The sequence below is a fragment of the Brachybacterium vulturis genome (assembly GCF_002407185.1).
Taxonomy (GTDB): domain Bacteria; phylum Actinomycetota; class Actinomycetes; order Actinomycetales; family Dermabacteraceae; genus Brachybacterium; species Brachybacterium vulturis.
The window spans coordinates 551,254-565,119 of record NZ_CP023563.1; the positions used below are offsets into that span (position 1 = coordinate 551,254).

A 13,866-nucleotide genomic window follows, 5' to 3' on the forward strand; every position below is an offset into this window, starting at 1 on the left:
AGGGTCTATCCGATTCGGGCTGCGCACGCGATCCCGAACCGGGCGGGGCGGCACCGTCCCCGCCCGGCCCCCTCACAGATCCGCCAGCACCCCCGCCGGGTGCTCGAAGCAGTCCGCCACGAAGCGGAGGAAGCCTCCGGCCGTCCCGCCATCGCAGATGCGGTGGTCGAAGACCAGCGAGAGCTGCATGATCTGACGCAGCCGCAGCTCGCCGTCCACGCCCCAGCCGCGCTCGACGATCCGGCCCATGCCGAGCATGGCCGCCTGGCCCTGGGGGATGATCGCGGCCGAGCCGTCCACCCCGAACACCCCGTAGTTGTTCACGGTGAAGGTGCCGCCGGTCAGGTCCTGCGCGGTGGCCTCGCCCGAGCGTGCCAGCTCGGTGAGCCGCCGCAGCTCGTCCTGCAGCTGCCGGGTGGTCATGGTGTGGGCACCGCGCACCGAGGGGACCACCAGGCCGCGGTCGGTCTGGACCGCGACGCCGAGGTTGATGCCGTCGAAGGAGACGATCTGCTGCGCTCCCTCGGCATCCTCCTCGAAGCGCTGCGCGAGCTGCGGGTACCGGGTGAGCCCGGCCAGGGCGAAGCGGGAGGCGAAGGCCAGCAGGCCGGGCGCCGTGCCGTCCCGGGCGGCCAGATCGGCGCGCAGCTCCTGCAGCGGCGTGACGTCGACATCCACCCAGACGGTCGCCTCCGGGATCTCGCGGCGGGAGCGGGACACGGCGGCGGCGGTCGCCTTGCGCATGCCGGTGACCTTCTCGGTCCCGACGATCCGGAGCCCGGTGCTGTCGTCGACCTCGGAGCTCGGCTGCGCCTGAGCGGCTGCGGGGCCCGCAGTCCCGGGGCTCGCCGCCGCGGCGGTGACATCGGCCCGCATGATCAGCCCGGTCGGGCCGGTCCCGCGCACGGCGGTGAGGTCCACGCCCTGCTCGCGGGCCAGCCGTCGCACCAGCGGGTTGATGACCCGGGGCGCCTGCGCCGGTGGGTCCTCGGGTGCCACCGCGGGCGCTGTCTCGGCCGCCTCCGGCGCTGTTTCGGCCACCTCCGCTCCGTCGCGCTCGCGCGGCCGACGGCGGCGCCGGGACGAGGCGGTCGTGGTGCCGTAGCCGACCAGGACCTGGCCGGATCCCTCGTCCGCGGCCCCGACCGAGGCCTCCTCGTCGGCGCCGTCCTCACCGCCGGCGTCGGCACCGGTGGGCGCGGCGCCGATGCCGTCCTCGACGGAGATCAGCGGTGCGCCGACGGCGAGCGCCGTATCGGCCTCGGCGTGCAGGGTCGTCACGGTGCCGGCGAACGGGCAGGGCACCTCGACGGCGGCCTTGGCGGTCTCGACCTCGACGATGGGCTGGTCCACGGCCACCGTGTCACCCGCGGCCACCAGCCACTGGACGATCTCGGCCTCGGTCAGTCCCTCCCCCAGGTCCGGGAGTGCGAACGTGCGGATGGTCATCTCAGTCCTCCCACTGCAGGTCGTCGACGGCGTCGAGGATCCGGTCCACGCCGGGCAGGAAGTGCTGCTCCAGCTTGGGCGGCGGATAGGGGATGTCGAAGCCGGTCACCCGCAGCACAGGGCCGCGCAGCGAGTGGAAGCAGCGCTCCTGGATGCGGGCGGCGATCTCGCCGGCCACCGAGCCGAAGCCGGACTCCTCGGAGACGACCAGCGCGCGCCCGGTCCGGCGCACGGAGGCCACGACCGCAGCGTCGTCGAAGGGGACGATCGTGCGCGCGTCGATGACCTCGAGGGATCGCCCGTCCGCCTCGGCGGCCGCCGCTGCTGCCAGGACCGCCGGGAGGGAGGGGCCGTAGGCGACCAGCGTCGCGTCGGTGCCGCTGCGGGCGATGGTGGCGCCTCCCGCCTCCAGCGCTGCGCGCGGATCTCCCCCGCCCTCGCTGCCGTCGCTCGTGCTCGTCGCGCCGGCGCCGGCCTCGTACCGGGCCCGCAGCGCGGCGAGGTCCACCTGGTCCTTGGCGAAGTAGAGCTTCTTGGGCTCCAGGAAGACGACCGGGTCGTCCGAATCGATGGCCGCCCGCAGCAGCAGATAGGCATCGGCGACGGTGGCCGGGGTGACGACCTTGAGCCCTGGGGTGTGGGCGTAGTACGCCTCGGAGGAGTCGCTGTGGTGCTCCACCCCGCCGATCCCGCCGGCGTACGGGATCCGGATGACCATCGACATCGCCAGCGCGCCGCGGGTGCGGTTGCGCATCTTCGCGATGTGGGAGACGACCTGCTGGAAGGCGGGATAGGCGAAGGCGTCGAACTGCATCTCGATCACGGGGCGCAGCCCGCCGATCGCCATCCCGACGGCCGTCCCGGCGATCCCGGACTCGGCCAGCGGGGTGTCGAAGCAGCGGTCCGCCCCGAAGCGCTCGGCCAGACCGTCGGTGACGCGGAAGACCCCGCCGAGGATGCCGACGTCCTCGCCGAACACGAGCACTCCGGGATCGGCCGTCAGCGCGTCCGCCAGCGCGGCATTGAGCGCGGTGGCCATCGTGACCGGAGTCGTGGTCTCGGCGGTGGTGCTCATCATGCCTCCTCGCGGGCGAGCTCGTCCGCCAGCTGTGCCGACTGCTCGACCAGCTGCGGGGTGGGGACGGTGAAGACGTGGGCGAAGAGCTCCTGCGGGTCCAGCTCCTGCTCGGCGTTCATGCCCTCGCGCAGCTCGGCGGCGGCCTGCTCGGCCGCGGCCTGGACCTCCGCCTGCAGGTCGTCGGTGAGCAGGCCGCGGTCGCTCAGGTAGGTGCGCATCCGGGTGACGGGGTCGAGGGTCCGCCAGTGCTCGGCCTCCTCGTCGGTGCGGTACCGGGTGGCGTCGTCCGCATTGGTGTGCGCCTCGATCCGGTACGTCAGCGCCTCGATCAGCAGCGGACCGGACCCTTCGCGGGTCAGGCGCACCGCGCGCTCGAACACGGCGAGCAGGGCGACGAGGTCGTTCCCGTCCACGCGCTCACCGGCCATCCCGTAGCCGACGGCCTTGTGCGCCAGCGAGGGGGCGGCGGTCTGCCGTTCCAGCGGCACCGAGATCGCGTACTGGTTGTTCTGCACGAAGAAGACCACGGGCAGGTGGAAGACGGCGGCGAAGTTCAGGGCCTCGTGGAAGTCGCCCTCGCTGGTGGCGCCGTCGCCGCAGAGAGCGACCACCACGGTGTCCTCCCCGCGCAGACGGGCCGCGTGCGCCAAGCCCACTCCGTGCAGCAGCTGGGTGGTCAGCGGGGTGGACTCGATGCCCACCCGGTATTCGCGGGGGTCGTAGCCGCTGTGCCAGTCACCGCGGAACAGCGTCATGGCCTCCTCGGGCGGCACGCCGCGGGAGATGACCGCGACGGCATCGCGGTAGGTGGGGAACAGCCAGTCCTGCGGCTCCAGGTGTGCCGAGGCGGCCACCTGGCAGGCCTCCTGGCCGTAGCTCGAGGGGTAGACGGCCATCCGGCCCTGGCGCACCAGCGCCGAGTTCTGCTCGTTCAGCCGTCGCCCCGTGACCAGGCGGCGGTAGGCCGCCAGCAGGTCCTCGTCCGCGGGCAGGGGGTAGTCGTGCCCCGGCTCCGGGTCCTCGCCCGCGGAGCGGCAGACGCGCCCGTCGGGCCCGACGATCCGGATCAGGTGCCGTGCCGGGAGCATGTAGTCCTCCGGCGTGATGCCGAAGCTGCGGGCCGCCGCCCGCACCCGGTTCGTCGGCTGCTCCGCGCCGGCGGCGGTCTCGTCGGGGCCGCCGACGGCCCCGCCGGCGCTGCCGGCGGTCTCGTCGGTGCCGTGTCGCACCCTGTCGCGCACGTCGTCGCTCATCGTTCCTCCCACACCGGTGTGGTTCGGCCCGCCGGGACGGACAGTCCGCGGGCATTCCGTATCTGAGACCCTGCCACTCAGGGACAGTTCGCACAGCAGGTTGCGCAGAATCATGGACGAATTGATCTCCGGTGCGTAGTCTGGCGACGATCCGACGCGACGGTCGCGGCGTCGGCGCCGAGCATGCGCACGGGCGTCTCCCAGCCCTCCGGCGCCTCTCCCCGCACCACCACCACGCCGCACAGCCATCACGCCGCACGCTCATCACGCCGCACAGTCATCACGCCGCCAGGGAGGTCTGCCCATGGAGAGGGACCCCGTGCATCTCGACGAGCTCGACGAGCGCATCCTGGAGGAGCTGACCCGCGACGGCCGGCAGTCCGAGACGGCACTGGCGAAGACGCTCCACATCTCCCGCGCCCACGCCTATGCACGCATCGGGCGGTTGCAGGACGAGGAGGTCATCACACGGTTCAGCGCCGTGGTGGACCCCGTCCGCGCCGGGATGCGCACCTCCGCGTACGTCACCCTGAAGCTGCGCCAGCACAGCTGGCGGGACGTGAAGGAAGCGCTCAAGGAGATCCCGGAGATCTATCACGTGTCCCTGGTGGGCGGGAACTTCGACGTGCTGCTGCTGGTGCGGGCCCGCGACAACCTGGACCTGCGGCGGGTCGTCTTCGACTTCATCCAGCCGCTGCCGGGCGTGCTGGACACGCAGACCTTCGTGATCTTCGAGGATGCGGACACCCGGTGACGGTGTCCGCCCGGTGACCGGCGCCGTCCGGCGTCAGGACTCCGTCGGCGCGGCCGCGGGGCCGCGGAACACGGGCGCACGCTTCTGCTGGAAGGCCGCGAACCCCTCGGCGTAGTCGGCGGAGGCGCAGAGAGCGGCCTGCGCCCGGTTCTCGGCGGCCATCGACTCCCACAGCCCCAGACGCTGATCGCGAATCTGTCCCACCAGCTCCTTCGAGGCCAGGAACGCTCCGGTGGCCCCGGAGGCGACCTTCGTGGTGATCGCGCGGGTCTGTTCGAGCAGGGTGTCCGACGGCATCGCGCGGGCGAACAGCCCTCCCGCCACGGCCTCCGCACCGCTCATCAGCTCCGCCGTATAGATCAGGTCCAGGGCGCGATGCGGTCCCAGGCGCTCGGTGAACAGCCAGTGCCCTCCGGAATCGAGGGTGGCGCCGAGGTTCGCGAACGGGGACCCGATCTTGGCGTCCTCGGCGACGTAGACGACATCCGTGGCGATCGCCAGGCCCAGGCCGACGCCCAGGCAGGCGCCGTGGACGGCGGCGAAGGTGGGGGCGGGGAAGGCGGCCATGGACTGCAGCAGGGGCTGGACCCGGCCGTCGAGATATCCGGGGACGTCGTCCTCGGCCGGGTCGACCCCGGAGATGTCCCGCCCGGCGCAGAAGCCACGGCCCTCGCCGCGCAGCAGCAGGGCCCGCACCTGACCCCGCCGGGCGGCGTCGGCCGCCTCGTCGTAGACCTGCGCGAGCTCGTCGATCCCGGCGATGTCGAGGGAGTTGAGCGTCTTCGGTGCGGCGAGGACCACCTCGGCGACGCCGTCGGTGATGGTCAGCTCGATCATGTCTCTCCTGGAGGTCGTCGTGCCTACACGTCGTAGTCGACGCGGACGGCGTCGGTCGTCGGATGGGACTGGCAGGTCAGCACGTAGCCGCGCTCGATCTCCTCGGGCTCGAGGGCGAAGTTCTCCGACATCTCGACCTCACCCTCGACCAGCTTGGCGCGGCAGGTGCCGCAGACCCCTCCGGCGCAGGCGAAGGGGACGTCCTGTCGGACCCGCAGGGCGGCGTTGAGCACCGTCTCGCGGGCCGCGCGGGGCGAGGCGACCTCGCCCTCCACGCCGTCGAGCCGGAAGGAGATCTGCACGTTGTCGCCCGTGTCGTCGACCTCGACGGGGCGCCCCACCTGCCCGCCGGGAGTGTTCTCCCGGCCGGTGGTGAACAGCTCGTAGCGCACCTTCTCGGCCTCGACGCCGAGCTCCTCCAGCTCGTCGCGCACCAGCTGGACCATCTCGAAGGGACCGCAGAGGAACCATTCGTCGACCGTCTCGGCGCGGAGCGTGCGGGTGAGCAGGGTGGAGAGCTTCTCGGCATCGATGCGGCCGGACAGCAGCGGGGAGATCCGCTGCTCGCGGGTGAGGACGTGGTGGAGGCCGAACCGGTCCGGGTAGCGGTCCTTGAGGTCGGCGAGCTCCTCGAGGAACATGACGTCCATCGCCGCCCGGTTCGAGAAGATCAGGTCGAAGCGCACGGCGCTGTCCGCGGCCAGCACCGTGCGGGCGATCGCCATGATCGGGGTGATGCCGGAGCCGGCGGCGACGGCCACGAAGGTGTGCTCGCGGCTGGTGTCGATGCTCTCGGGGTCGTTGAGCCCGGTCATCCGGTGCTTCGAGATGAAGGCGCCGGACGGGCTCATCACGTCGATCCGGTCCCCGACCGACAGCTCGTCGTTCGCCCAGGTGGAGAAGAGCCCGCCCAGGTCCCGCTTGATGGCGATCTCCAGGCGGCCGCGGCGGGGCTCGGTGCAGATCGAGTAGCTGCGGCGAAGCTCCTGGAGCTCGCCGTCGGCGTTCGGGATCTGCTTGCGCAGGGCGACGTACTGCCCGGCGGCGTAGTCGTACTCGTCGGCGAGCTCCTCGGGCACGGTGAAGCCGACCTCCACGGAGTCCGCGGTGAGTCGGCGCACCGAGGAGACCTCGAGCGGGTGGAAGACCGCGCGGCGGCGGCCGCTGGGCTCGCCGGTGCCGGGATGGTCCGCCGTCGCCGCGTCGGTCACCGACTCGGGCGCGCTCATGCGAGGACCTTGAAGTAGTCGAAGGGCTCCAGGCAGTCGCGGCAGGCGTAGAGGGCCTTGCACGAGGTGGAGCCGAAGCGGGCGAGCTCCCGGGTGCGCAGCGAGTGGCAGAGCGGGCACTTCACGCTCATGCCGACGGTGACCGGACCGCGGTGGCCCGTGCCCGTCGGCGGGGCGATGCCGTACTCCTCGAGCTTTGCCCTGCCCTCCTCGGTCATCCAGTCCGTGGTCCACGCGGGGGACAGGACCGTCTCGACCCGGACCTGCTCGTAGCCCTCGCGGGAGAACTCCGTGACCAGGTCCTGGCTGATCGCGTCCAGGGCGGGGCAGCCGGAGTAGGTGGGCGTGATGGTGACGACCACCGTGCCGTGCTCGTCCTCGGTGACCTTGCGCAGGATCCCCAGGTCCGCGATCGAGAGGACCGGGATCTCGGGATCGGCGACGCGGGAGGCGATGTCGTGCAGGACGGCGGAGCGTGGTGCGCTCGTGATCATGATGTCTCCTCGGGTGCTCACCAGGTGGCGCCGGGGTGCTTGCGGGCCAGCGACTGCATCTCGGCCAGCAGGAAGCCCAGGTGCTCGGAATGCTCCCCGCTGCGGCCGGCGCACCAGGCGGCGGCCACCTGCGGGGCCTCGAGTCCGGCCTCCGCCAGGATCTCCTGCACGCGGGCCTCCCACTCCCCGCGCAGGCTCGAGGGGCGCACGGCGATGGAGTCGAGCTCGTCGTGCAGCGGCTCGTCGCCGAAGGGCTCCTCGGTGTAGGGCCACAGCCGCTCCAGGGCGCGGCGCATGCGGCGCGCGGACTCCTCGGTGCCGCGGCCCAGGCGCAGGGTCCACAGGCGGGCGTGCTCGAGGTGGTAGTCGACCTCCTTGATCGCCTTGGCGGCGATGGCGGACAGGGTGGCGTCCTGCGAGTCCACCAGCCGCGAGTACAGCAGGTGCTGGTAGACGGCCAGCAGCAGCTGGCGCACGATCGTCACCGCGAAGTCGCCGTTGGGCTGTTCGACCAGGTGCAGGCAGCGGAACTCCTCCTCCTCGCGGAAATAGGCGAGATCGTCCTCGGTGCGGCCGTCGAACCGGCCCGCGTAGGTCAGGAAGGAGCGGGCGTGACCGAGCTGGTCCAGGGCGATGTTGCCCAGGGCCACGTCCTCCTCCAGCTCGGGGGCGCGCGAGATCCAGTGGGACAGGCGCTGGGCCAGGATCAGGGCGTCGTCCCCCAGGCGCAGGGCGTAGGCGGCCACGTTCTCGTCGCCGGGGACGTCGCCCTGCTGGGCGATGTCCTCGGGGCGCAGCGCGTTGCCCGGGGTGATGCGGGTCGCGGAGGCGGTGGCATCGCCCGAGCCCTCCATGGACGGGGTGCTGGTCGAGGCGGTCACAGGTGCTTCACCCCCTGGCTCTTCGTGTAATAGGTGGCGTGACGGTAGTCCTTGCCCTTCGCCGACTCGAACATCGGACCCTTCGCATCGGGATCCGAGGTGGTGATGTCGCGGGAGCGGACCACCCAGAGGGAGACCCCTTCGTTCCGACGGGTGTACAGGTCACGGGCGTTCTGGACGGCCATCTCGGAGTCCGGGGCGTGCAGCGATCCGGCGTGGACGTGGGAGAGGCCGCGCGAGGACCGCACGAACACCTCCCACAGCGGCCATCCGGCCGAGGCGGGGATCTGCTCGGTCATGGTCAGGCCACCTCGTCCATCTCGTCGGCCCGGTCGCGGGCGTAGGCCGCGGCGGCCTCGCGCACCCAGGCGCCGTCCTCGTGCGCGTCGCGGCGACGGGCCATCCGCTGTGCGTTGCAGGGACCGCCGCCCTTGATCACGCGCATGAACTCGTCCCAGTCCAGGTCCTGGTGGATCCACTGGCCCGACTCCTCGTCGAAGCGCAGCTCCGGATCCGGGAGGGTGAGGCCGAGGGCCTCGGCCTGCTCGACGATCATCCCCACGAAGCGCTGGCGCAGCTCGTCGTTGCTGAAGCGTTTGATGTTCCAGGCCATGGACTGCTGCGAGTTCGGGGAGTCGGCATCCGGCGGGCCGAACATCATCAGGGCCGGCGCGTAGAAGCGGTCCACCGCGTCCTGCGCCATCTGCTTCTGCGCAGGGGAGCCGTGGGAGAGCTCGTAGAGGATCTCCCAGCCCTGCCGCTGGTGGAAGGACTCCTCCTTGCAGATGCGGACCATGGCCCGCCCGTAGGGGGCGTAGGAGGCGCGGCACAGCGGCACCTGGTTGACGATGGCGGCACCGTCGACGAGCCAGCCGATGGCGCCCATGTCCGCCCAGCTGCGGGCCGGATAGTTGAAGATCGAGGAGTACTTCGCCGAGCCGTAGATGAGCTGGTCGGTGAGCTCGTCGCGGCTCGTGCCGAGGGTCTCCGTGGCGGAGTACAGATACAGGCCGTGGCCGGCCTCGTCCTGCACCTTCGCCATCAGGATCGACTTGCGCTTCAGGCTGGGGGCGCGCGTGATCCAGTTCGCCTCGGGCTGCATGCCGATGATCTCGGAATGGGCGTGCTGGGACATCTGGCGCGTGAGGCTCTTGCGGTAGTCCGCGGGCATCCAGTCGCGCGGCTCGACCCGGGAGTCCTCGGCGATGAGCTCCTCGAACGCCTCCCGACCGGCCACCTCCTGCGGGGACAGGACACCGGTCGCGCCGACGCTGCTCTGCTCGGCCATCGTCTCCTCCTTGCTACGGGCGCTGCGCGCCGGGGGCGCTGCGGACGGTCAGCTCTCGGGCTGTCGCGCCCGCCGTGCTGACTGATCGTTCGGTAAGTTACACTACGGAGTCCGCGGGGCGCCGTCAACCGCGCCCCCGGACTTGACGGGGATCACTGCGTGCGATTCCCTCATGAACGTTCAGTATGCTGAATCGCAGTCGACGACGACTCACCGGAGGACACGTGACCGACACCGCCGATGCCACCCGCGAGCGGGCCCGCCACCACGAGATGCTGGCCGGGGACCGCACCTCCGAATGGTTGGGCATCGAGGTCCAGGAGGTCTCCGACGGCCATGCCGTCATCACCATGACGCTGCGCCCCGAGATGCTCAACGGCTTCGGGATCGCCCACGGGGGGATGATCTTCTCCCTGGCCGACACCGCGTTCGCGATGGCCTGCAATCCTGCCCGCAGCTCCCCGGACACGGTGACCGTGGCCTCCGGGGCCGACATCGACTTCCTGGGACAGGGAGTGGCGGGGAGCCTGCTGACCGCGGTCGCCGAGCGTCGCCAGCAGGCGGGCCGCAGCGGCATCTACGACGTCCGGGTCCACCAGCGACGGACGGATGGCAGCACCGAGGTCATCGCCGAGTTCCGGGGCCGCTCCCGGACCGTGCGTCGTCCCTGACGCCGCGGCGCCCCCTCCCCCACTCCCGACCGGAAGGTTCCCGATGACCACCGCCCCCGCCTCCACTCCGGCGACCAGCCCGTCGGATCCCGAGCTCACCATGAGCCGCGACCAGATCGAGGCCCTGCAGCTCGAACGTCTGCGCTCCACGATCGCGCGCGCCTACGCCAGGGTGCCGCTGTACCGCGAGAAGTACGATGCCGCGGGCGTCCACCCCGACGACCTCAGAGAGCTCTCCGACCTCGCGAAGTTCCCCTTCACGGACAAGGAGGACCTGCGCCGGTCCTACCCCTTCGGGATGTTCGCGGTCCCGCAGCAGGAGGTGGCCCGCATCCACGCCTCCTCCGGGACCACCGGCCGGGCGACCGTGGTCGGCTACACCCGCCAGGACCTGGACGACTGGGCGAAGCTCGGCGCCCGCTGCCTGCACGCCTCCGGGGTGCAGCCGGGATGGAAGGTGCACAACGCCTACGGGTACGGCCTGTTCACCGGCGGGCTGGGGGCCCATGACGCCGCCGAGCACCTGGGCACCACCGTGATCCCGATGTCCGGCGGGCAGACGGACAAGCAGATCACCCTCATCCGCGATTTCGCGCCGGACGCGATCCTGTGCACCCCGACCTATCTGCTGACCATCGGGGACGCCATGAGGCGCCAGGGGATCGATCCGCGCACCACCTCGCTGAAGGTCGGGGTCCTGGGCGCCGAGCCCTGGACCGAGGAGATGCGCACCGAGCTCGAGGAGATGTTCGACATCGATGCCTGCGACATCTACGGGCTGTCGGAGGTGATGGGACCCGGGGTGGCGGGCGAGTCGATCCTCACCAAGGACGGCAATCACGTCTGGGAGGACCATTTCCGACCCGAGATCATCGACCCCTTCGACGCGGGCGTGCTCGCGGACGGGGAGCCCGGGGAGCTCGTCCTCACCGCTCTGACCAAGCAGGCCCTGCCCATCATCCGCTACCGCACCCATGATCTGTCCACGCTGCACCCGGGCAGCGCGTACCCGGGCCACCGCCGGATGGGACGCATCTCGGGGCGGTCCGACGACATGATCATCCTGCGCGGCGTGAACCTCTTCCCCACCCAGATCGAGGAGATCGCGCTGACCGTCGACGGGCTCTCCCCGCACTTCCAGCTGGAGCTGACGCGTCCGGACCGGATGGACCAGCTCGCGGTGCGGATCGAACGGCGCGAGGAGTGCTCGGGCGAGCGTGCCCGGGAGGCCGCTGCCGAGCTGGGCGCGCGGATCAAGAAGGGCATCGGATCCAGCTGCCGCATCGAGGTGGTCGACCCGGGCGTCCTGCCCCGGTCGGTCGGTAAGCTGAAGCGGATTCACGACCTGCGCGGGCTCTGAGCCCCGCGCCCCTGCCCCGAGGAGGACCGAGTGCCGTCGACCCCCGCCCCTGTGGGGGCGTCCCGTCCGGGGCGTCCCGGCTACGACCAGGAGTCGGTGCTCGCTCTCTCCGTCCAGGTGTTCAATCGGCACGGCTACGACGCGACGTCGATGGGCATGCTGGCGGGAGAGCTGGGGGTCAGCAAATCGGCGATCTACCACCATGTGCAGTCCAAGGAGCACCTGCTGCGGCTGGCTCTGGACGAGGCCCTGGTCCCGCTCGAGGCGCTCACGGAGGATGACTCCATCCGCACCGGACCGGTGGCGGAGCGGCTCGAGCACATGCTGCGCGCCACCGTGCGGGTGCTGATCGATCGGCAGCCGTACGTGACGCTCCTGCTGCGCCTGCGGGGCAACACCGACGTCGAGCGGGACGCGCTGCGCCGTCGCCGCGACATCGACGTGATGGCTGCCGAGCTCGTGGGCAGGGCCCAGCAGGAGGGCGTGCTGCGGGAGGACGTCGATGCCCGCACCAGCACCCGGCTGCTGTTCGGGATGATCAGCTCGATGGCCGAGTGGTTCCGGGCGGACGGCCCCGTCCCCGCGGCGCAGGTGGAGGACCTGGTGGTCGCGATGGCGCTGGACGGGCTGCGGGCGCGGCCCTAGCCCCTGAGGCTCGAGGGCCACCGGGCACTGCGGCCGCGGACCGCGCTCAGCCTGCCGCATCCAGGAATATGGTCTCGATCTCCTGCAGTTCGGGACACAGCTGTCTGACGCGACCGTAGCTGGCACCCGCCAGACGGCCGATGTGCTCACGGCCGCGGCCTGGCCCCCGGTGGACACCCAGCGCCTCCGCGACCCCATCGAAGTACGCCTCCTTGGGGTCCCGATGCGCACGGATGCTCGCCCAAGGGTCCGCGAGCAGTTCACGATCGCAACCGGCGAGTCCCCACACCTCGACCTCTTGGTGAGCTGTGCGACCATCGACGCGCTGCCTGGCACGGACTCTCTCGGAGGCACTCAGCACCGTGGAACGCAGGCGGGCATCATTGCGCGCACTGCCGTCGCGGTCGATGCAGTACAAGAAGAGATCAGCGGTCCCGTACCGCCGCATCACCTGGTCGAAGAAGTCCATCGTGAGCACGATGTCAATTCCGCGAGGATGAGGGTTGGAGACCATTCGCAGTGTGGCCTGCGTTTTTCCGATATGGGTCAAAGCTGCCTTCAACACGGGGGTGAGGACGTAGGTGTCGAGGCGATCATCCTCGGGGATCACGATGACATTGAAGCTCATCGCCCCTCCTCCGACTCGGGTTCAGCGGACAGCGCGGCCATGTCCTCGAACCAACCGTCGCTCATGAGGTCTGAGAGGTCGTCCTGATCGATGACCTCGGTCATGCTGCTCTCACTCTTCACGTCGCGAGCAACGCTGATGCCGTCCGCGGAGCGGGCGATGAGGATGGGGCGGGCGTCCTCCGCGTGATAGCCGTGCTCGAGCAGCTGCGGCGAGTGGGACGTGGCGATCACCTGGGCCCCGCTGTCGCGGACGCTGGTCTCGATGAGGTCGAGCAGGAGGTCCACCCGATGAGGGTGGATGCCGTTTTCCAGTTCTTCGAAGAACAGCACACGCGGAGTGGATTCGTGAAGCATCGCCGCCACCATCGCAAGGAAACGGACGGTGCCGTCCGATGCGGAGACCAGGGGAGTCTCATGCCCATTGCCCTCGATGAGCACGGCAAGGGTATTGCCGTTCAGATCATCATCGAAGCGGAGGTCCACGGCATCCATCGGCGTGAGGGCACGGATCCACGAGGTGAGTACGTTACGGGCGGAGTCGGAGTCGGACAGGTCAGCAAGTACCGAGGAAAGGTTGTCCCCGCGGTCACCCAGGGTGGTGATGCCGCGTTGGCTGCTCCGGCGAGCGGCATCTGGGTCGAGGTCGAGGAAACGCATCGCGCCGAGGAACTGCTGCGCCCGCTGTGCGGCCCATCGATTGCTCTCGGTGGCTGCGCCCGGCTCCAGCATCTGGGTGAGCAGCGGGCGGTCGGTGAGAAATGCCTGCTCCGGGGGGCGGCCGCCCCGCGAACGAACCCGCGCTTTGATCGTTCGGTGCGCAGCGCCCGATCCCAGGCCGACACCGTCGGGATGGGTTTCGAACACGTACTTTCCGCGTTCCATCAAGGCTTCGCCGACAACTTCGGGCGTGTTCTCCTCGACCCTGAAGGTGATGCGGTAGCTCATCGGAATGGGACGGGCCGATCCGGCACCGCTCGGGATGGTGAAGTCCGCCGTGATCTGGAAAGCGTGGTCCTCGACGCCGTAGCGCACCGCCTGCCGGGCCCCTCCGCGTACCCCGGTCCACACGCGCACGCCGCCCTCGGCCCACTTCTCGCCCAGGATCTCGGCCACCGAGTACCCGCGGCCCACGCCGTGGAGGATCCGCAACGCGTCACGCACATTCGACTTGCCGCTCGCATTGGAGCCGATCAGCAGTGTGAATGCGTCCAGCGCGAAGGTGGTGTCTTCGAAGCTCTTGAAATCTTGCAGGCGGAGTTGGGTGAACATGGAGTGTCCCTCTCGGATCTCCTCGGTG

The 13,866-nt window shown here is 70.6% G+C and carries 15 protein-coding genes; 4 read left to right on the top strand and 11 right to left on the bottom strand.

Features of this window, described 5'->3' with window-relative positions; genetic code table 11:
* Positions 1-72: 72 nt before the first annotated feature.
* Genes CFK38_RS02410 through pdhA form a run of 3 tightly spaced genes read right to left on the bottom strand, consistent with a single transcriptional unit; the run spans position 73 to position 3,780 of the window.
* On the bottom strand, positions 73-1,449 hold the full coding sequence (locus CFK38_RS02410; RefSeq protein ID WP_096801641.1) for a dihydrolipoamide acetyltransferase family protein: 1,377 nt from the start codon (positions 1,447-1,449) through the stop codon (positions 73-75).
* A gap of 1 nt (position 1,450) precedes the next feature.
* Positions 1,451-2,527 carry an alpha-ketoacid dehydrogenase subunit beta gene (locus tag CFK38_RS02415; RefSeq protein WP_096801642.1) on the bottom strand — a complete coding sequence of 359 codons (1,077 nt, stop codon included), beginning with the start codon at positions 2,525-2,527 and terminating at the stop codon, positions 1,451-1,453.
* The gene (gene pdhA / locus CFK38_RS02420) at positions 2,524-3,780 is read right to left on the bottom strand and encodes a pyruvate dehydrogenase (acetyl-transferring) E1 component subunit alpha (RefSeq protein ID WP_096801643.1); all 1,257 of its coding nucleotides are present in this window, start codon (positions 3,778-3,780) and stop codon (positions 2,524-2,526) included. The genes CFK38_RS02415 and pdhA overlap by 4 nt, the downstream gene beginning before the upstream one ends.
* Positions 3,781-4,084: 304 nt before the next feature.
* On the opposite strand from pdhA, the gene CFK38_RS02425 reads away from it, so the two are divergent.
* Positions 4,085-4,534 carry an Lrp/AsnC family transcriptional regulator gene (locus CFK38_RS02425; RefSeq protein ID WP_096801644.1) on the top strand — a complete coding sequence of 150 codons (450 nt, stop codon included), beginning with the start codon at positions 4,085-4,087 and terminating at the stop codon, positions 4,532-4,534.
* 33 nt (positions 4,535-4,567) lie between these two features.
* On the opposite strand, the gene CFK38_RS02430 is transcribed toward CFK38_RS02425, so the two are convergent.
* Genes CFK38_RS02430 through paaA form a run of 6 tightly spaced genes read right to left on the bottom strand, consistent with a single transcriptional unit; the run spans position 4,568 to position 9,263 of the window.
* The gene (locus tag CFK38_RS02430; protein ID WP_096801645.1) at positions 4,568-5,371 is read right to left on the bottom strand and encodes an enoyl-CoA hydratase/isomerase family protein; all 804 of its coding nucleotides are present in this window, start codon (positions 5,369-5,371) and stop codon (positions 4,568-4,570) included.
* Between the two features lie 23 nt (positions 5,372-5,394).
* Positions 5,395-6,600: a 1,2-phenylacetyl-CoA epoxidase subunit PaaE gene (gene paaE, locus CFK38_RS02435; RefSeq protein ID WP_096801646.1), complete on the bottom strand. Its 1,206-nt coding sequence runs from the start codon at positions 6,598-6,600 to the stop codon at positions 5,395-5,397.
* Positions 6,597-7,094, bottom strand: coding sequence for a 1,2-phenylacetyl-CoA epoxidase subunit PaaD (gene paaD / locus CFK38_RS02440; RefSeq protein WP_172895758.1), 498 nt, complete (start codon positions 7,092-7,094; stop codon positions 6,597-6,599). Before paaD ends, paaE begins: the two co-directional genes overlap by 4 nt.
* Positions 7,095-7,111: 17 nt before the next feature.
* Positions 7,112-7,948, bottom strand: a complete 837-nt coding sequence (gene paaC, locus CFK38_RS02445) for a 1,2-phenylacetyl-CoA epoxidase subunit PaaC (protein ID WP_096804178.1) — start codon at positions 7,946-7,948, stop codon at positions 7,112-7,114.
* 23 nt (positions 7,949-7,971) lie between these two features.
* Positions 7,972-8,274 (bottom strand): 1,2-phenylacetyl-CoA epoxidase subunit PaaB, encoded by a 303-nt coding sequence (paaB, locus tag CFK38_RS02450; RefSeq protein WP_096801648.1) that lies wholly within the window; start codon positions 8,272-8,274, stop codon positions 7,972-7,974.
* A 2-nt stretch (positions 8,275-8,276) separates the two neighbouring features.
* Positions 8,277-9,263, bottom strand: a complete 987-nt coding sequence (paaA, locus tag CFK38_RS02455; protein ID WP_096801649.1) for a 1,2-phenylacetyl-CoA epoxidase subunit PaaA — start codon at positions 9,261-9,263, stop codon at positions 8,277-8,279.
* A 272-nt stretch (positions 9,264-9,535) separates the two neighbouring features.
* Between paaA and paaI the strand changes: the two genes are divergently transcribed.
* Genes paaI through CFK38_RS02470 form a run of 3 tightly spaced genes read left to right on the top strand, consistent with a single transcriptional unit; the run spans position 9,536 to position 11,939 of the window.
* A complete protein-coding gene (gene paaI, locus CFK38_RS02460; RefSeq protein ID WP_096804179.1) occupies positions 9,536-9,934 on the top strand; it encodes a hydroxyphenylacetyl-CoA thioesterase PaaI in 399 nt (132 codons plus the stop codon).
* Between the two features lie 43 nt (positions 9,935-9,977).
* Positions 9,978-11,294 carry a phenylacetate--CoA ligase family protein gene (locus CFK38_RS02465; RefSeq protein ID WP_096801650.1) on the top strand — a complete coding sequence of 439 codons (1,317 nt, stop codon included), beginning with the start codon at positions 9,978-9,980 and terminating at the stop codon, positions 11,292-11,294.
* Between the two features lie 30 nt (positions 11,295-11,324).
* Positions 11,325-11,939, top strand: coding sequence for a TetR/AcrR family transcriptional regulator (locus CFK38_RS02470; protein ID WP_096801651.1), 615 nt, complete (start codon positions 11,325-11,327; stop codon positions 11,937-11,939).
* Positions 11,940-11,985: 46 nt separating this feature from the next.
* Here CFK38_RS02470 and CFK38_RS02475 read toward each other — a convergent pair whose 3' ends face one another.
* Both CFK38_RS02475 and CFK38_RS02480 read right to left on the bottom strand, forming a co-directional pair.
* Positions 11,986-12,549: a hypothetical protein gene (locus CFK38_RS02475; protein ID WP_157773321.1), complete on the bottom strand. Its 564-nt coding sequence runs from the start codon at positions 12,547-12,549 to the stop codon at positions 11,986-11,988.
* A 14-nt stretch (positions 12,550-12,563) separates the two neighbouring features.
* Entirely contained in the window at positions 12,564-13,838 is a 1,275-nt protein-coding gene (locus CFK38_RS02480; RefSeq protein WP_096801653.1) for an AAA family ATPase, read from the bottom strand.
* Positions 13,839-13,866 lie beyond the last annotated feature (28 nt).